We start from the raw sequence: 18,347 nt of genomic DNA, 5'->3' as shown, positions 1-18,347 counted from the left end.
AATATTTGAGAAATATAAGCTTTTCGCTTATTTGGCGCTCCTGGGGGACGTCCCCCCTCTCACCGCGGGGCGCTCAGAGACCGAGTTCGCGCGAGAGCGCCTGCGTGCGGGAGACGAGCTCGGCGCGCTGCTCGGCCACGCGCCGCGGCGAGGTCCCGCCGTAGCCGTCGCGGCTCGCCAAGGATCCCCGCACCGTCAGCACCTCGCGAACCCCCGGCTCGAGACGCGGGGAGACCGCGGCCAGCATCGCGTCGTCCGCGTCGTGCAGCTCGATGCCGCGCTGCTCGCACGCCTGCACGAGCGCTCCGGAGATCTCGTGCGCCTCCCGGAAGGGGACGCCGCGTTTGACGAGCCATTCAGCCACATCCGTCGCGAGCGAGAAGCCCTGCGGGGCGAGCTCCGCCATCCGCTCGGTGTCGAAGCGCGCGGTGGCGATCATGCCGGCGAACGCCGGAAGCACGACCTCGAGGGTGGCGACGGAATCGAAGACGGGCTCCTTGTCCTCCTGCAGATCGCGGTTGTAAGCCAGAGGCAGGGCCTTGAGGGTTGCGAGCAGACCGGAGAGGTTGCCGATGAGCCGACCGGACTTGCCGCGCGCGAGCTCAGCGATGTCGGGGTTCTTCTTCTGCGGCATGATGCTCGAGCCCGTCGAGAAGCCGTCATCGAGGCGCACGAAGGAGAACTCGCGCGTGTTCCAGACGATGATCTCCTCGGCGAAGCGGGAGAGGTCGATGCCGATCATGGCCGCGATGAAGGCGAACTCGGCGACCACGTCGCGCGAGCTCGTGCCGTCGATCGAGTTCTCCGCCGGCCGGTCGAGCCCGAGGTGCTCCGCGACCAGCTGCGGGTCGAGCCCCAGCGTGGAGCCCGCGAGCGCACCGCCGCCGTACGGGGACACGCGCGCGCGGACACCCCAGTCCCGGAGCCGCTCGAGATCGCGCACGAGGGGCCAGGCGTGCGCCTGGAGATGGTGAGCCAGCAGCACGGGCTGCGCATGCTGCAAGTGCGTGCGACCGGGCATGGCCGCATCCGGATGCGCCTCGGCCTGCGAGACGATCGCATCGATGAGCCGGACCACATCGCGGGCGATGACGGCGGCATGATCGAGCAGGTACAGACGCACGAGCGTGGCGATCTGGTCGTTGCGGCTTCGGCCGGCGCGCAGCTTGCCGCCGAGCTCGGGGCCGACCTGGGCGATCAGCGCCTGCTCGAGCGCGCCGTGCACGTCTTCGTCGCCGTCCGCGGGCAGCAGGCGACCGTCGGCCACGGCGTCGGCCAGCATGTCGAGTCCCTCATGCATGCGTCGTGCCTCGTCGGCGTCGAGGTAGCCGGCGGCCTCCAGCGCGGCGGCATGCGCGTGCGAGCCGGTGAGGTCGTAGGGGGCGAGGATCCAGTCGAAGTGCGTGGATCGGCTCAGAGCTGCGAGCTCGGGCGAGGGGCCGGAAGCGAAGCGGCCACCCCACAGGGAACCGCGATGAGTGGCGTCGTGGGGGGCGTCGTTCACCCGACCAGCCTACCGAGCACGCTCAGCGACTGTGCGCACACTGCGACGCGCGACCCAGGCGAACAGCCGCTCCAGCGGTCCGCGCCCCATCGTCAGCGCCCACATGGTGCAGCCGGCCACGACGGCGATCGTCAGCGGCCAGAACGGCTCCAGCTCCCGGAACTCCCAGAGCGGGCCGGTCTCACCGAGTGCGACCAGAGCCCACACCGCCCAGATGAGCAGCTGGGCGGTATACGCGGTCAACGGCATCGCCCCGGTCGCGCGCAGCGGCAGCAGCACCCACGTCACGGGAGTGCGGGCGATCAGCAGGCATCCGCCCAGGACCGCGACCGCGGTGGCCGCGCCGCCGATGACCTCGGGCAGACCGCCCGAGTGCGGGTGCGTGCTCAGCGCGACGCCCCAGTAGTCGGATGCGGCGGCCACGGGCGCCGCCAGGCCGCCCGCGCCGTAGGCGAACAGTGCGGTCCCGACCCCCATCACGACGAGGATCGCCGCGATCCGCGCATCGCGTAGGTCGGTGCGCCCGAGCGCCAGGCCCAGCACCACGAATCCGACCCACAAGGGGAACGGGTAGGCCCAGCCGATGACGAGCGCGATGCTCTCACCCTCCGGGGTGTCCCAGAACGGCAGAAGCCCGAGTGCCGCCTGGATGAACGGCATGACCACCAGCAGCGCCGCCGCGATCGGGAACAGGGTCCCCGCGCGCAGGCGGAGGAGCGGGAGTGCCAACAGGAAGAGGACGGCGTAAGCCGGGAGGATCACGTAGACGGGCACACCCGTGAGGATCAGCAGGATCCCGAGCACCCAGATGAGCCCCGCCCGTACGAGGAGACGACCGCGCGCCACACGCAACCGCTCCCCCGAAACCGGAGACGTCCCTCCCGTTGTGAGCGCGATAGAGCCCCCCGCGAGGACGGCGAACAGGATCGACGATCGTCCGTTGACGATGTCGAGCCACGTCTGCGGGCGCGTCAGATCGAACGGCTCCTCGATCGTCAGCAGGTGGGCGGCGAGCATCCCGATCACGGCGAGACCGCGGGCGAGATCGATTCCGCCGAGCCGGTCAGCTCCGTTCAGCCGCGCCAGCGCCCGCCTCATCCCGCGGGTCCCGATCAGCTCTGACGCAGCAGCCAGACCAGCAGCGCCTTCTGGGCGTGCAGCCGGTTCTCGGCTTCGTCCCAGACCACACTCTGCGGTCCGTCGATCACGGCTGCGTCCACTTCGTAGCCGCGATCGGCCGGGAGGCAGTGGATGAAGATCGCGCCGGGATCGGCGAGCGCCATCGTCTCCTCGGTCACCTTGTAGGCGCCGAGGTCGCGAAGCCGCGCGAGCTTCTCCTCCTCCTTGCCCATCGACACCCAGGTGTCCGTCACGATGATGTCCGCACCGGCCGCGGCCTCCAGCGGGTCCGTCAGCAGAGTGAGCGATCCTCCGGTCTCCGCGGCGCGACGATCGGCGTCGGCGACGATGTCCTCGCGGGGCGCATAGGACTCCGGAGATGCGACGCGCACGTGCATCCCGGCGGTGACACCGGCCAGCGCGTACGAGTGCGCCATGTTCGAGCGGCCGTCCCCGAAGAAGGCCAGGGTCAACCCCCTGAGCTCGCCCTTGTGCTCGCGGATCGTCAGCAGATCCGCCAGCAGCTGGCAGGGGTGGAAGTCGTCGCTCAGTGCGTTCACGACGGGCACACGGGTGCCGCGCGCCATCTCCTCGAGCCCCGCCTGTGCGTAGGTGCGCCAGACGATCGCCGCCACCTGGCGCTCGAGCACGCGCGCGGTGTCGGAGGGCGTCTCCTTGCCGCCGAGCTGGCTGTTGGCGGTCGAGATGATCAGCGGAGAGCCCCCGAGATCCGCGATGCCGACGGCGAACGATACCCGCGTGCGCGTGGAGGACTTGTCGAAGATCACCGCGACGGTCTGGGGACCGGCGAGCGGCTTCGCCGCCCAGCGGTCCGCCTTCAGCTCCAGGGCCAGATCGAGGATCTCCGCCTGCTCGGCGCTGGTCAGGTCGTCGTCGCGCAGCAGATGACGGGTCATGCGTGGGCCTCCGTGTCGGGCGATGCGCTCTCCAGCAGCAGCGCGTCGGCGACCGTGGCCAGCGCGGCAGAGAAGAGCCGGGTGAACTCGTCGATCTCGACGTCGCCGATCGTGAGCGGCGGCGCAATACGGATCGTCTGGTCATTGGGTGCGTTGACCACGAGCCCGTGCTGCTGCGCCGCGGCGACGACCGCCGGCGCGACGGGATGCGTGAGCGCCACACCGAGCAGCAGTCCCTGACCGCGCACGCTCTCGACGAGCTCGGACCCGATCCCCGCGATCGCCTCACGTACCTGCGCGCCGCGCGCGGCCGCGGCCTCGACCAGACCCGCGCGCTCGATCTCCTCGAGCACAGCGCCGGCCACGGCGGTGCCCAGCGCGTTTCCGCCGAACGTCGAGCCGTGCGTTCCCGGGTAGAACAGGTCGCTCGCCGCGCCGAAGGTGATCAGCGCGCCGATCGGGAACCCGCCGCCGATGCCCTTGGCGACCGTGATCGCGTCGGGAGTGATACCGGCGTGCTGGAATCCGAACCATGCACCGGTGCGACCGGCGCCGGTCTGGATCTCATCGACGATGAGCAGGGCACCGTGACGTTCGGTGATCTCCCGCGCGGCCTCGAGGTAGCCCTCCGGCAGCGGCAGGACGCCCGCCTCGCCCTTGATGGGCTCGACGAACAGGGCGGCCACGCGCTCGTCCATCGCGGCCTCCAGGGCCTCGATCGTCGAGTCCAGGAACTCGACGCCGGGCACCATCGGCAGGAACGGCTCCTGCATGGCGGGCTTCCCGGTGAGGGCGAGGGTGCCCATCGTGCGGCCGTGGAACGCGCCGTTGAGTGCCAGGATGCGGGGGCGTTCGGTACCGCCGTGGAGGCGGGCGAGCTTGAACGCCGCCTCGTTGGCCTCGGCGCCGGAGTTGCCGAAGTACACGCGCCCTGTCTCGCCCGCACCGGACAGACGCTTCAGCCGCGCGGCGAGTGCGAGCTGAGGCGGCGTCGCGAAGTAGTTCGAGACGTGCGCAAGGCGCGCCGCCTGTGAGGCGACGGCATCCACGAACACCGGGTGCGCATGCCCCAGGGCGTCGACGGCGATGCCGGCGAGGAAGTCGAGATAGCGTCGGCCGTTCTCGTCCCAGAGGTAGGCGCCCTCACCGCGGACGAAGAGGGCCATGCGGTCTCCGACGTTGCGGACGAGGTCGCGTCCGGCGTCGTCCTGCCACGGGGTCACAGTCTGTTCGGCCATCACGCCACCACCTCGGTTCCGATGCCTTTCTGAGTGAAGAGTTCGACGAGCACCGAGTGCGGCACTCGTCCGTCGATGATCGCCGCGGTCGGGACACCTCCCGTGACCGCGTCGAGGCACGCCTGCATCTTCGGGATCATCCCCGACTCCAGACGCGGAAGCATCTCTCGAAGCTCCGCCGCCGTCAGGTGCGAGACGAGGGAGTCGCGATTCGGCCAGTCCGCATAGAGCCCCGGCACGTCCGTCAGCACCACCAGTTTCACAGCGCCGAGTGCCACGGCGAGCGCCGCCGCGGCCGCATCCGCGTTCACGTTGAGCGAGTGCCCGACGTGGTCGAGATCGGGCGCGATGGAGGAGACGACCGGGATGCGGCCCGCCTCGAGCTGGTCGATGATCGGCTGCGGGTCGACCGAGACGACGTCCCCGACCCGACCGAGGTCGTGCTCGACGCCGTCGACCACGACGCCGCGGCGGCGTCCGCCGAACAGGCCCGCATCCTCGCCCGAGAGCCCCGTGGCCACCGGACCGTGGGCGTTGATCTTGGCGACCAGCTGCGGATTGATCTGTCCGGTCAGCACCATGCGCACGACGGTGATCGCCTCCGTGGAGGTGACGCGGTATCCGCCCTTGAACTCGCTCGGGATCGCCAGCCGGTCCAGCATGTTGGAGATCTGCGGCCCCCCGCCGTGCACGACGACGGGCTTGACCCCCACGTAGCGGAGGTAGGCGATGTCGGCGGCGAACGCATCCTGCAGTTCGTCGGAGACCATCGCATTGCCGCCGTACTTGACCACGACGATCTGCTCGCGGTAGCGCTTGAGCCACGGCAGCGACTCGATGAGCGTCTCCGCCTTTGCGCTGGCGGCGGCGGGGTCGGTGTCTTGCAGATCGATACCTGTCATGAGGAGTATGCGCTGTTCTCGTGGACGTAGTCGTGCGTGAGGTCGTTGGTGCGGATCGTCGCCTCGACGTCGCCCGATTTCAGGTCGACGACGAGATCGGTCGCCCGCGGGGTGAGATCAACGTCCTCGCGGGGCGCGTCGGGGCCGCCGGCGGAGCAGACCCGCACGCCGTTCATCCAGACGTCGACGTCGTAGGGGTCGAACTCGGCCTGCGTTGTGCCGATGGCTGCCAGCACCCTGCCCCAGTTCGGGTCGTTGCCGAAGATCGCCGCCTTGAACAGGTTGTTGCGAGCGATGGAGCGTCCCACCTCCACCGCGTCGTCCTCGGATGCGGCGTGCACGACGCGGATGGTGATGTCGTGGCTTGCGCCCTCGGCGTCGCCCTGCAGCTGACGTGCCAGGTCGTCGCACAGGGCGACGAGCCCCTCGCGGAAGGCCGCCGCGTCCGGCGCGATCCCGCTCGCCCCGCTGACGAGCAGACTCACCTGATCGTTCGTGGACATGCAGCCGTCGGAGTCGAGACGGTCGAAGCTCACGTGCGTCGCCTGGCGCAGGTGCGCGTCGGCCTCGGATGCGGTCAGCACCGCGTCGGTCGTGATGACCACGAGCATCGTGGCAAGGCCCGGCGCGAGCATTCCCGCGCCCTTCGCGATGCCGCCGATCGACCAGCCGTCGCCGGTGTACACGCTCGTCTTCGCCACGGAATCTGTCGTCATGATGGCGTGCGCCGCATCCAGGCCGCCGTCGGCGGACAGGGCGGCGACACCGGCTTCGACGCCCTGGAGGACCTTCGCACGGAACACCTCGTCGCCCGTTCCGATCAGACCGGTCGAGCACACCAGGATGTCGCCGGGTGCGACGCCCAGCAGCTCGGCGGCCTTCTCGGCGGTCTGGTGGGTCGTCTGGAACCCGAAGGATCCCGTGAAGCAGTTCGCACCGCCGGAGTTGAGCACGACGGCCTCGACGACGCCGTCGGCGATCACCTGCTCCGACCAGAGGATCGGGTTGGCTTTTGCCCTGTTGGAGGTGAAGACCGCGGCACCGACCTTCAGCGGTCCGCGGTTGACGACGACGGCCACGTCGGACTTGCCGGTCGATTTCAGACCGGCGGCGACACCGGCGGCCTCGAATCCTGCGGGGGCGGTGACGGTCACGGCGCGACTCCGTTCACGGTGAGCGCGCGGTGTTCGGGAAGACCGAGCGCGATGTTCATGGACTGCACGGCGGCGCCCGCCGTGCCCTTGACGAGATTGTCGACGGCGGCGACGACGACGACGCGGTTCGCCGCGCGGTCGATGGCCAGCCCGAGCAGCGCCGTGTTGGCTCCCAGCACGTCGGCCGTTCGCGGGAACGTGCCCTCCGGCAACAGCTGCACGAACGTCTCGTCCGCATAGGCCGCCGCCCACGCATCGCGGATCTCGGCGTCGGTGACTCCGGGCGCGATGGGCGCGCTGGAGGTGGCGAGGATGCCGCGCGACATCGGGACGATGACGGGCGTGAACGAGATGCGCACATCGCCGCGGGCGCCGGCACCGGCGAGCGCCTGCTGGATCTCCGGGATGTGGCGGTGCGTGCCGCCGACGGCGTAGGGGTTGGCGGTGCCGAGGACCTCGCTCGCGAGCAGGTGCGGTTTGAGGCTCTTCCCTGCACCGGACGGGCCGACGGCGAGGACGCTCACGATGTCGCCCGCGTCGATGACGCCGGCAGCGACACCGGGGGCGAGACTCAGCGACACCGTCGAGGCGTTGCAGCCGGGGGCGGCGATGCGCGAGGCTCCGACGAGCCGCTCGCGCTGCTTGACGCCGTCCACGAGCAGCTCCGGCACGCCATAGGTCCAGGGCTCGTGAAAGTCACCGCCGTAGAAGGCCGCCCATGCATCGGCGGATAGGAGCCGGTGATCGGCCCCGGCGTCGATGACCAGCGGCACGTCGGCGAGCGCGTCGGTGTACTGACCGGACTGCCCGTGCGGCAGCGCGAGCACCACGATGTCGTGGCCGGCGAGCACCTCCGGGGTGGTCGGCTGGAGCTCGAGGTGCGCGAGCGAGCGCAAGTGCGGCTGCTGCGAGATCAGCGGCGTCCCGGCATTCGAATGCGCGGTGACGGTGCGGATCTCGACGTCGGGGTGCGCGGAGAGGATGCGGAGGATCTCGCCTCCTGCATAGCCGGACGCGCCGGACACGGCGACCGAATAGGGCATGGGTTCCACCTTAGAGTCTGGGAGCTGTGCGCTCGCGCGCACCGGCGGCATCGGCGACGCCCGCGCACCCGGACCGGTGCGGCACGCATCGCCTAGATTCGGCGGTCTCCCAGACGTCGGCGCACGACCACGCGCTGTGCGCTGTGGAACCGGGCCGAGGACATGCGGCGACGATAGCGGCGCGCGCACCGCATCCGCAAATCGGCGCACGTCGCACCCCCTTGCCAGACTGGGGCGATGCTGCAGACCATCGCCGTCTCCGGGTACCGCTCGCTGCGCGATGTCGCCGTGCCGCTCGCGCGACTCACGGTCGTGACGGGCGCGAACGGCACCGGCAAGTCCAACCTCTACCGTGCCCTGCGCCTGCTGGCAGGCGCAGCCACCGGCGGCATGGTCGCGGCCGTCGCACGCGAGGGCGGCCTGTCGTCGTTGCTGTGGGCCGGCCCCGAGCACGGTGGCGGTGAGGGCACCCTGCGACGGAACCCCGTCGCCGTGCGGCTGGGCTTCTCCGCCGACGAGCTCGGCTATCTGGTCGACCTCGGCCTGCCCCAGACCGACGGCCGGAGCCTCTTCGCCCGTGACCCGGAGATCAAGCGCGAGCAGGTGTTCGCCGGCGCGGTCGCGAAACCGTCGTCTCTGCTCATCGATCGGCGCCGCAGCGCGACGCGCGTGCGCGAGGATTCCTGGGTCACGCTCGACCAGTCGCTGGCTCCCTTCGAGAGCATTCTCGTCGACCTCGCCGACGGAGACACCGGCCCCGAGCTGTTGACGCTGCGACGGACGCTCGCGAACTGGCGCTTCTACGACCACTTCCGCGTGGATGCGGATGCTCCCGCGCGTTCGCCGCAAGTGGGCACGCGTACCCGGGCGCTCTCCCACGGCGGGGAGAACGTCGCGGCCCTCTGGGCGAGCGTGCGCGAAGCGGGTGCCGGCGACGCCCTCGACGCGGAGGTAGAACGCGCCTTCCCCGGGATGCGGGTGCAGGTCGACGCGGACGACGGGCGGCTCCGGCTCCGGGTGCGCCAGCCCGGTCTGCTGCGCGCGCTCGACGTCGCCGAGGTCAGCGACGGCATCCTGCGCTACTTGCTGCTGTGCGCCGCGCTCCTGCCCGCGTCTCCGGGGCCGCTGACCGTGCTCAACGAGCCCGAGGCGAGTCTGCACGCGAGCCTGCTCGACCCCCTCGCGCAGCTCATCGTCTCCGCCTCGCGGCGCACCCAGGTGATGGTGGTCACCCACGCGGCCGAGCTCGCTCGCCGGCTCGAGGACGGCGGCGCCCTCGCGCACCGCCTGGCGCGCACCGGGGACGGCACCATCATCGAGGGGCAGGGGTTCCTGGACGTCCCCGCGTGGAACTGGGGCAGCCGCTGAGCGCAGGCTGTGCGGATCAGGCTCGCGCGAGAACGGACGCGGCCAGCGCACGCACCCGCGCTCGGCGGATCGCCAACACCGTCGCGAGCGCGCCGACCGCTCCCCACAGCACCAAGCCGATGGCGGCGTTCAGCACCGCGTGCAGCGAGCCGCCCACGAGCGCCTGCGCCCCCTGCAGGGCGAGGCTCAACGGCAGGCCCGCCAGCGGGCCCGTCGCGGCGGGCGTGGTTCCCGGCGCGGCCAGGGTTCCCGCCGCGATCACCTGCAGCCCCAGCAGCACGAGCGACACGACGAGACCGGCTCGCGGGAGGAACGCGACCAGGCCCTGATGCACGAGAGCGAAGGCGACCGCGGTGACCGCGGTCAGCCCCGCGGCCACAAGCGCACGCTCCGGGGCCACGCCCGACAGCGCCACGGCGCCCCACACGAGGACGGCCTGCGCGAGAGCGACGGTCACGATGACCACCGCCGCGGAGCGCGCCAGGCGCAGCGCGGATGCGGCGGAGGTCAGCGCCGAACGTGCGAAGGGCAGCAGCGCCAGCATCACGCCGATCGCTCCGATCCACAGCGCCACCGGCCCGAAGACGGCCATCGATGAGGCGACGGCGCTTCGGGGTCCCGTCGTCGTGGTGCTGTCGACGCCGATCGGCCTGGCGACCACCTCGGCGATCTGCTTCTGCTGGTCGGCGTCGTAGCGGGGAATCGCCGCCTGTGCCGAGTCGAGGCCTTGGGCGAGCTGCCCGCTGCCCTCCCCCAGGGTTCCGAGCGCCGCAGCGAGCTGACCGTTGCCCTGCGCGAGTCCGTCCGCTCCGGAGGCGGCGGATCCCAGCGCGGTGGACAGGCGGCCGAGGCCGTCGGCCACGGGGCCGCTGACGGCGGAGATCGCGCCCGCGCCGACAGCGACCGCCGCCGCTGTCTCCGCGTCCTTGCCGAGCGCGTCGGACTGGCCGGCCAGCAGGGCCGAGACGACGTCGGCGGCGTCCCTCGTGGGAGACAGAAGTGCCGCGAACTCCTGCTGCTGCGCCGGGGTCAGCTGCGCCGAGAAGGCGGCGAGCGCGGCCAGGCGCGTCTGCACGTCCCGCTGGGCAGCATCGGCCGCACCCGCTCCGAGCGCGCGCTCCGCGAGACGCAGCGAGAGATCCCCCGATGCGACGGCCCCGGCTGCCGTGAGGTCGCCGAGCCCTCGCGCGCCCGCGGGCAGCTCGGAGAGCACGCCGTCCATGGTCCGCAATCCGTCCGCCAGCTGGAGCGTGTAGGTCTGCAGCGCGCTTGCGCCGCTCTGCGCCTGGGTCAGTCCACCGGTGATCGCGGAGGCACCCTGGGCCATCTGGTCCATGCCGGCGCCGATCTGCGACATGGCCGAGAGCGTTCCGGTGACGTACTGCTGGGTGAGCTGGGCGGCGACGCCGGCGGGAAGGCTCGCCGACAGCGCCTCGGCGACGATTCCGCCGAGGTAGCCGTGCTGCGTGGAGGTCTGCACGGTCAGCTCCGCCTGTTGCGGCGTGGCGGATCCGATCGTCGTCACGTGCGCCGAGAAATCGGGCGGGATCGTGACCGTGGCCAGCACATCGCCGTTCGCGAGCGATTCCCGGGCGGTCTGCGCATCGGTGAGGATCCACTTCACGGAGGGCACCGAGGTGATGAGGTTCTCGGTCAGGAGCTTGCCCGCAGCCACGGGCGTGGGTCCGGTGAGGATCGGGGAGTCCTGGTTGACCAGCGCCACGGGTGGGCGCTCGTCGGTCGAAGGCACGAGAGTCAGCACGATCGCCAACGGCGCGAGCACGACCAGGATGAGCACGGCGGCGAGCTGCCAGCGCCGCTGTCCGCGCGCGGGCGCGGCGATCAGGCTCCACAACGTCGTCATCGCGGTCCCCCCTCGCTCGCGACCCGCTCGAGGGCGTCGAGGCGCAAGACGGGCCGGAGAGGGGACGCGTCGATGCGCGCCCCGCTGGAGCCGAGGACGATCGTGATACCCGGATCGATCGCCGCGACCACGATCTCGGAGAGAGCCTGCGCGTCGGCGCGGTCGCCGAGGTCGATCGCCACGAGCGCCACGCCGCTGGTCGCGGCGACGGCGACGTCGGCAGCCCAGCGTTCGGCGTCACTGAGTTGGCCCATCGGCGTCCTCTCGGTCACGGTGTGCGCGGATGTCCCCGAGACCACCGCCAGCAGAGCGTCGAACGTCGACGCGGCGCGGACCACCGCGCCGCGCGTCCGGAGCACACCGACGCCATCGGCGCGAAGGCTTCTGCGCAGGTACTCCTCCAGCGCGCTCGCGTCGGCGCGTTCGGGGGCGGCGGGCACGTACGCGGCCTGCGAGGCCACCGCCGCGCGTTCGAAGGGCAGCACGTGCCCGTGGACGACGAGATCGCCCTCGATGTCCGCTGTGCGGCCGGCGACGGCGGCCACGAAGCGCGCTGCGACCGACGTGGAGCCCTCCACGAGCACGACCGCCCCGCGGGGCGCGACGAGATCGGAGACCCGCTCGGCACCGATCGTCACGCCGTGCGCGAGCACCCCGTCGCCGGCGGCACCGCCGTCCGCGCGCGCGGCGAGCCGAGCGCGCTGCGCGCGCATCCGCTCGACGGCCTCGCCTTCGATGTCGGCGTCGGGCAGCACGCGAGCGAGCCACGCCGGCAGCCACCACGCCCGGTGACCCAGCAGCGCCATCACGGCGGGTACGAGGGTCATCCGCACGACGAACGCATCGATGAGCACACCGACGGCGAGTGCGGTCGCCAACGGCTGGATGATCGCGCTGCCTCCCGGCACGAACGAGAAGAACACCGAGAACATGATCAGCGCCGCCGCCGTCACGACCCGGGCGGAGGCGCTGAATCCGCCGAGGACGGCGCCGTGGGCGTCCCGCGTCGTCGCGTACTGCTCCCGCATCCGTGAGACGAGGAAGACGTGATAGTCCATCGCCAGGCCGAAGAGCACGGCCATGACGAGGATCGGCAGGAAGCTGATGACGGGACCGACTTTTCCCACCCCGAGCAGATCTGCACCCCAGCCCCACTCGAACACGGCGGAGGTCACTCCGAGCGCCGCGGCGACGGACAGCAGGTATCCCAGGGTCGCCGACAGCGGCACCGCGATCGAACGGAACATGATCGTCAGCAGCACGAGGCACAGCCCGACGACCACGATGCCGAAGGGCAGCAGCGCCGCCCCCAGCCGGTCGGAGATGTCGATCGCGAGCGCCGTCTGCCCCGTCACGGCGTAGCCGAAACCGTGGGCAGCGACGAAGGCGGGTTCGTCGTCCCGGAGAGTCTGGACGAGCTGTGTGGTCGCGTCCGAGGAGGGCGAGCTTGCGGGGGTGATGCTGAGAACGGCGAGGTCCACGGCCTCGTTCGTGAACGCCTTCGAGACGACCGCGACGTCGGGGATGTTCGAGAAGGCGTCGTCGAGCGCGTCGAGCGCGTCCTGCACCTGCAGGGTGTGCGAGATGTCCGCGGTGATCAGCAGCGGACCGTTGAACCCCGGGCCGAAGCCCTCGTCGAGCAGGTCGTACGCGATGCGCGCCGGCGACGAGGGCGGGTCGTACCCCGCATCCGGCAGAGTCAGACGCAGGCTCAACGCGGGGCTGGCGACCACCGTCAGCGCGATCACGACCACTCCGATCGTGGCCGCCGGAACCCGGGTCGCCATCCGAACCCAGGCCGGCGGTCGCGAGGAGCGCGACGTCGCACGAGGACGCACCCGCGGACGCACCGCACGGCCCAGCACCGCGAGGACGGCCGGGAGGAGCGTGACGGCGACCGCGAGGGCGGCCAGCACGGCGACCGCGGCGCCGAGCCCCATGACCGTGAGGAACGGGATGCCCGCGACCGCCAGGCCGACGAGCGCGATCATGACGGTGAGCCCGGCGAACACGACGGCGGTTCCTGCGGTGGCGATGGCGAGGGCGATCGACTCGCGCACGTCCAGCCCCTCCGCCAGCTGAGCCCGGTGCCGCGAGACGATCAGCAACGCGTAGTCGATGCCGACGGCGAGTCCGAGCATCGTCGCCAACAGCGGCGCAGTGGATGAGACCGGGGCGAAGGCCGCGACGATGAGGATCGCGCTGGAGGCCACGGTCACCCCGATGACGGCCGTCACCAGCGGAACGCCCGCGGCCACGACGGCGCCGAAGGTGATGGCCAGGACGATGAACGCGATCGCCATACCGGCGATCTCGGTCCAGTCCACACCGCCCTGCGTGCTCGCCGCGAGTCCCGAGTACGCCAACGTCGCCCCGCCGGATGCGGCGGGCTGCGCGGCCTTCTCGATAGCTGTGACCAGGGTGTCGTCGATGTCGGTGGCGGCGACGCTCAGCTGCACGGTGATGAACGCCATCTCGCCGGTGCGAGAGATCTGCGCGGGCTCCCCCGCGGATGCCGGGGTGGCACCGGAGGCCGACATCGCGACGGGACATGTGACTCCCGCCACACCGTCGACCACGGCGAGGTCTTCGCACGCGGTCGCGACCGCATCCGCCTCGGCCGTGATCGTGCTCCCGCTGGGCGCGACGATGATCACGCGCGCGCTCGCACCGCTCAGCTGCGGCAGACGCTGCTCGAGCTGGTCGAGCGCCTGCTGCGACGGCGTCCCGGGAATCTCGAACGTCGACGCGAGGGTCCCCCCGAGCGCCTGCGACAGCACCCCACCGCCGATCGCGAGAACGAGCCAGGCGGCGATGACCGCCCAACGCATGCGCACGGCGAAGCCGCCCACGCGGAACAGAAACGATGACATCCCCAGACGCCCTTCCCCCGGGCGCGCGCATCATCGCGCGTGCACGTGCTCAGGGTAGCGGTACCGTTTCCCCGCGCCACACCATGTGGCGGGCGATCTCTGCGGAGCTCAGTCGCGCAGGACGGCTCCGAACCGCTCGGCCGCGACGGCGACACCCGCGAGCTTCGCCTCGGTCGCCTCCGCCGAGGTCAGCGTGCGGTCTGCCGCGCGGAAGCGCAGCGCGAAGGTCAGGCTCTTCGATCCCTCATCCACACCCTGACCGCGGTAGTCGTCCACGAGCCGCGCCGACTCGAGGAGGGCGCCGGCTCCGTCGACGAGCGCAGCGCGCACATCCGCGGCGGCGACGTCGGCGGGAACCACGAGTGAGACGTCCTGCGTTGCCGCCGGGTATCCCGACAGCGACGCGGCGACGACGCGCGATCCCGCGATCTCGACGAGGAGGTCGAGGTCCAGCTCGGCCACCGTGATGCGGCCCGGCAGGTCAGCGGCCTCGGACACGGCCGGCAGCAGCTCTCCCACGTAACCCACGGCGGTGCCGTCGACCCAGACGATGCCGGTACGACCCGGATGCAGGGCCGCACGCTGGCCCTGCGCGATCGTCACCTCCACGCCCGCCGCGGCCGCGATGACGCGCACCGCGTCAAGCGCTTCGGTCAGACCCGCCGCCTCTGCGGCGCGTCCCGGCTGCTTGGGCGCGACGGCGCCCGCCACGAGGACGGCCACGTGGCGGCGCTGGGGCGGGATGGAGCCGTCGAGCTGCGCGAGCGTGGCCGCATCCGGTCGCACCGCCAGCGGCGGCACGAACGACGTCCCGTACGTGATGCCGGGCTCGGGAAGGAACACGGAGCCGGTCTCGAACAGGCTGAGATCCACCAGTCCACGCGCGACGTTGCGGTGCGCGACCTGCAGCAGGCCCGGCACGAGCGAGCGACGCAGATAGGCCGCCTGCGAATCGAGCGCGTTGGCCAGCTTGATGCTGGGCATCGGCGACCCCTCGGCACTGCCGTGCAGGTCGTTCTGCTCGCGCGAGACGAACGGGAACGACGGCGTCTCGACGTATCCCGCCGCGGCGAGCGCGTTCGAGACACGGCGACGGCCCTGCTGCGCCGGGGTCCAGCCTCGTCCCGAGGGCGCGACCGGCAGCACCGAGGGGATGCGGTCGTATCCCTCGATGCGAGCGACCTCCTCGGCGAGCGTCCACGCGTCGGTCAGGTCGGGGCGCCACGTCGGCGCATCGACGAACCAGGCCGAGCCGGTGTCGTGCACCGTGGCCCCGATGAGCTCCAGCGCGGCGACGATCTGCTCGCGCGTGTAGTCGACGCCGATGAGACCCGGCACGAAGTCGTACTCGAGCGCGATGGCCTCGCGCTCCAGCTCCGCGCCGAGGGCAGCGCCGGTCGCATCGGCCGTGCCGCCGGCGTACTGCACCATGAGCTCGACCACGCGCTGCGCGGCAGCGTACGGCACCGCCGGATCCACGCCGCGCTCGAAGCGACGCGACGCCTCCGACGGCAGCTTGTGGCGCCGCGCGGTGCGGGCGATCGACACCTGGTCGAAGATCGCCGCCTCGATCAGCACGTTGGTGGTGGCATCGGTCATCTCGGTGGCGGCGCCGCCCATGACACCGGCGAGGCCGATGGGGCCCGAGTCGTCCGTGATGAGCAGGTCCTCGGCATCCAGCGTGCGGACGGTCCCGTCGAGGGTTTCGAGCTTCTCCCCCGCCCGCGCCCGGCGCACGGTGATCCCGCCGGTCAGCTTGTCGAGGTCGTAGCCGTGGATCGGGTTGCCGAGCTCCAGCATGACGTAGTTGGTGATGTCGATCAGGATGCCGAGCGAACGGATGCCAGCCAGCGTCAGACGCGTGATCATCCACGGCGGCGTGGGTCGGGACGCGTCGACGCCGCGCACGACGCGGGCGACGAACTCCGTGACGCCCGCGCGGCCGCGGATCGGGTTCTCGTCGTTCACGGCGAGCGGGAAGCCCGTACCCGGGTCGTCGATCGGCCGGTCCGCGGGATCGCGGAAGGCCGCGCCCGTCGCGTGCGAGTACTCGCGCGCCGCGCCGCGGATCGACAGTGCGTAGCCGCGATCCGGGGTGACGTTGATGTCCACGGCGATGTCATCGAGACCCAGCAACGAGATCGCATCGGTTCCCACCGGCGCATCGATGCCGAGCTCGACGAGACGGAGGATGCCGGAGTGCTCGCTGCCGAGCCCCAGTTCCTTCGCAGAGGCGATCATCCCGTCGGACACGTGACCGTAGGTCTTGCGCGCCGCGATCGGGAAAGGCCCGGGAAGCACCGCACCGGGCAGGGTCACGACGACCTTGTCACCGGGGAAGAAGTTGTGGGCGCCGCAGACGATGCCGTGGATGTCGGCGCCGCCGTCGGCGGCCGTCTCGCCCTCGGGAGCGACACGCACCTGGCACCACCGGATCGTCTTGCCGTTGGACTGCGGCTCCTCCTCGAAGGAGAGCACCTCGCCCACCACGATCGGTCCCTGCAACTCGAAGCGGTGGACGTCCTCCTCCTCGAAGCCGACCCGCACGAACGCGGCCAGCACGTCCTCGGGAGAGGCCTGGGCAGGAACCTCGACGAACTCACGCAACCACGACAGCGGAACGCGCATCACACCACCATCCCGAACTGCTCGCTGAATCGCACATCACCCTCGGCCATGTCGCGCATGTCCTGCACGTCGCTGCGGAACATCAGCGTGCGCTCGATACCCATACCGAAGGCGAAGCCGGAGTACTCCTGCGGGTCGATGCCCGCCGCTCGCAGGACGTTGGGGTTGACCATGCCGCATCCGCCCCACTCGATCCATCGGGCGCCGCCCTTGAAGGTGGGATGCCAGAGGTCGAGCTCGGCGCTGGGCTCGGTGAAGGGGAAGTAGTTGGCGCGGAAGCGCGTCTTCGCCTCCGGCCCGAACAGCTGGCGCGCGACGTGGTCGAGCGTGCCCTTCAGGTGCGCCATCGTGATCCCCTTGTCGATCACGAGTCCCTCGAACTGGCTGAAGACCGGAAGGTGGGTGGCATCGAACTCGTCGGTGCGATACACCCGCCCGGGGCACACGACGTAGATCGGAAGCTCGCGCTCGAGCATCGACCGCACCTGCACGGGGCTCGTGTGGGTGCGCATGACGAGGTGGCGGTCGACGGGGTCGACGAAGAACGTGTCCTGCATCTGACGCGCCGGGTGATCGACGTCGAAGTTGAGAGCGTCGAAGTTGAACCACTCGTGCTCGAGCTCGGGCCCCTCCGCGATCTCCCATCCCATCCCGACGAAGATGTCGCCGATCTGCTCCTGCAGGAGCGTCAGCGGATGCCGCGCCCCCACCCGCGTGCGCACAGGGATCGCCGTGATGTCGACCCGCTCGGCCTCGAGGCGCGCCGCCGTCTCTGCCGTCTCGATCTCCGCCTCGCGGGCGGCGAGCGCCTGGTTCACTCGTGCCCTGGCCTGGCCGACGAGCTTGCCGAACTCGGCCTTGCGCTCGTTCGGGACGTCGCGCAGGCGGGCGTTCAGCCGCGCGAGCGGCGATCCCTCTGCGGCGTGGATGCTGCGCGCGGCCTTGAGGGCGGCGGAGTCTGCGGCTGCGGCGATGGCGGCCAGCGCCTCGTCGACCGCGGCGCTCACCGCATCAGGGGTGATCTCGTTCTGGGGTGCGTCGGACACGGTGATCGAGTCTACCGGCGCGCTGAGTACTCCGAAGCGGCCGGGAGCTCCGCCCCGGCGGTGATGAGCCCGAGCGCCGCGGCGAAGGGATCCGCACGCCCGCTCGTCGCGTCGGCCGGCGTGAGCGCGGCGGTACGGGCCACGGCCCCGAAGGTGTCGGCCGCGGTGCGCTGCTGCTCGTGGAAGGTGTATCCCACGACGAAGTGCGTGACGGCGTCGGCCAGGACCTGCGGCGCCTGCCCGGCATCCGGATAGCGCTCGGCGAGCGCGAGATGCAGGGGCGAATCCACGAGCCCGAGCGCGAGGGAGCTCGAGACGACTTCGGCCCCGTCGCGATGAGCGAGCAATCGGTCATGGAGGCGCTCCCCCAGCACCCGTGCCGCCTCACCCGGCTGCACCGTCGCGGCGAACGAGGCGTCCTCGGTGACCGGGGCGAGGATGCGCGCGCTGACGGCGGCGAGCAGTTCCTGCTTGCTCTCCACGTGCCAGTACAACGCGCTCGGCTGTACGCCGAGCTCATCCGCGAGGCGGCGCATAGACAAGTCCGGCAGCCCCACGCGATCGAGCAGCACGAGGGCCGCATCCACGACGTCCGTCTTCGAGCGACGGGGCGCGCGAGAGGAGTTTGAGCCGTCGGCCGTCATGCGGGTACTGTACCTGAACAGTGTTCACATGAACGCCGTTCAGGAGG

At 71.2% G+C, this 18,347-nt stretch carries 13 protein-coding genes; 1 reads left to right on the top strand and 12 read right to left on the bottom strand.

The genetic code is table 11. The features are described from left to right. Nucleotides 1-73 precede the first annotated feature (73 nt). The 7 genes from argH to argC are packed head-to-tail and all read right to left on the bottom strand — an operon-like array spanning nt 74 to nt 7,877. Nucleotides 74-1,504: an argininosuccinate lyase gene (argH, locus tag PQV94_RS05615; RefSeq protein ID WP_274287796.1), complete on the bottom strand. Its 1,431-nt coding sequence runs from the start codon at nt 1,502-1,504 to the stop codon at nt 74-76. A gap of 9 nt (nt 1,505-1,513) precedes the next feature. Continuing rightward, nucleotides 1,514-2,602 carry a heparan-alpha-glucosaminide N-acetyltransferase domain-containing protein gene (locus PQV94_RS05610; RefSeq protein WP_274287795.1) on the bottom strand — a complete coding sequence of 363 codons (1,089 nt, stop codon included), beginning with the start codon at nt 2,600-2,602 and terminating at the stop codon, nt 1,514-1,516. Nucleotides 2,603-2,616: 14 nt separating this feature from the next. Beyond that, nucleotides 2,617-3,540 (bottom strand): ornithine carbamoyltransferase, encoded by a 924-nt coding sequence (gene argF, locus PQV94_RS05605; protein ID WP_274287794.1) that lies wholly within the window; start codon nt 3,538-3,540, stop codon nt 2,617-2,619. Beyond that, nucleotides 3,537-4,778 (bottom strand): acetylornithine transaminase, encoded by a 1,242-nt coding sequence (locus tag PQV94_RS05600; protein WP_274287793.1) that lies wholly within the window; start codon nt 4,776-4,778, stop codon nt 3,537-3,539. Before PQV94_RS05600 ends, argF begins: the two co-directional genes overlap by 4 nt. Continuing rightward, nucleotides 4,778-5,680, bottom strand: a complete 903-nt coding sequence (argB, locus tag PQV94_RS05595; RefSeq protein ID WP_243227242.1) for an acetylglutamate kinase — start codon at nt 5,678-5,680, stop codon at nt 4,778-4,780. Before argB ends, PQV94_RS05600 begins: the two co-directional genes overlap by 1 nt. Next, a complete protein-coding gene (argJ, locus tag PQV94_RS05590; protein ID WP_274287792.1) occupies nt 5,677-6,834 on the bottom strand; it encodes a bifunctional glutamate N-acetyltransferase/amino-acid acetyltransferase ArgJ in 1,158 nt (385 codons plus the stop codon). Before argJ ends, argB begins: the two co-directional genes overlap by 4 nt. Beyond that, nucleotides 6,831-7,877: an N-acetyl-gamma-glutamyl-phosphate reductase gene (argC, locus tag PQV94_RS05585; protein ID WP_274287791.1), complete on the bottom strand. Its 1,047-nt coding sequence runs from the start codon at nt 7,875-7,877 to the stop codon at nt 6,831-6,833. The genes argJ and argC overlap by 4 nt, the downstream gene beginning before the upstream one ends. 237 nt (nt 7,878-8,114) lie before the next feature. Here argC and PQV94_RS05580 point away from each other — a divergent pair, with 237 nt between their 5' ends. Then, nucleotides 8,115-9,245: an AAA family ATPase gene (locus tag PQV94_RS05580; RefSeq protein WP_274287790.1), complete on the top strand. Its 1,131-nt coding sequence runs from the start codon at nt 8,115-8,117 to the stop codon at nt 9,243-9,245. A gap of 16 nt (nt 9,246-9,261) precedes the next feature. On the opposite strand, the gene PQV94_RS05575 is transcribed toward PQV94_RS05580, so the two are convergent. The 5 genes from PQV94_RS05575 to PQV94_RS05555 all read right to left on the bottom strand — a co-directional run bounded on the left by PQV94_RS05575 (nt 9,262) and on the right by PQV94_RS05555 (nt 18,300). Beyond that, nucleotides 9,262-11,109, bottom strand: coding sequence for a YhgE/Pip domain-containing protein (locus PQV94_RS05575; RefSeq protein WP_274287789.1), 1,848 nt, complete (start codon nt 11,107-11,109; stop codon nt 9,262-9,264). Continuing rightward, on the bottom strand, nt 11,106-13,982 hold the full coding sequence (locus PQV94_RS05570; protein WP_274287788.1) for an MMPL family transporter: 2,877 nt from the start codon (nt 13,980-13,982) through the stop codon (nt 11,106-11,108). The genes PQV94_RS05575 and PQV94_RS05570 overlap by 4 nt, the downstream gene beginning before the upstream one ends. 108 nt (nt 13,983-14,090) lie before the next feature. Next, nucleotides 14,091-16,610 carry a phenylalanine--tRNA ligase subunit beta gene (gene pheT / locus PQV94_RS05565; RefSeq protein ID WP_274287787.1) on the bottom strand — a complete coding sequence of 840 codons (2,520 nt, stop codon included), beginning with the start codon at nt 16,608-16,610 and terminating at the stop codon, nt 14,091-14,093. Beyond that, nucleotides 16,610-17,656, bottom strand: coding sequence for a phenylalanine--tRNA ligase subunit alpha (gene pheS, locus PQV94_RS05560; protein WP_274287786.1), 1,047 nt, complete (start codon nt 17,654-17,656; stop codon nt 16,610-16,612). The genes pheT and pheS overlap by 1 nt, the downstream gene beginning before the upstream one ends. A gap of 11 nt (nt 17,657-17,667) precedes the next feature. Beyond that, nucleotides 17,668-18,300 (bottom strand): TetR family transcriptional regulator, encoded by a 633-nt coding sequence (locus PQV94_RS05555; RefSeq protein ID WP_274287785.1) that lies wholly within the window; start codon nt 18,298-18,300, stop codon nt 17,668-17,670. Nucleotides 18,301-18,347 lie beyond the last annotated feature (47 nt).

Source organism: Microbacterium sp. Clip185, assembly GCF_028743715.1.
GTDB lineage: Bacteria > Actinomycetota > Actinomycetes > Actinomycetales > Microbacteriaceae > Microbacterium.
This window is presented reverse-complemented; position numbering and strand designations above follow the sequence as displayed.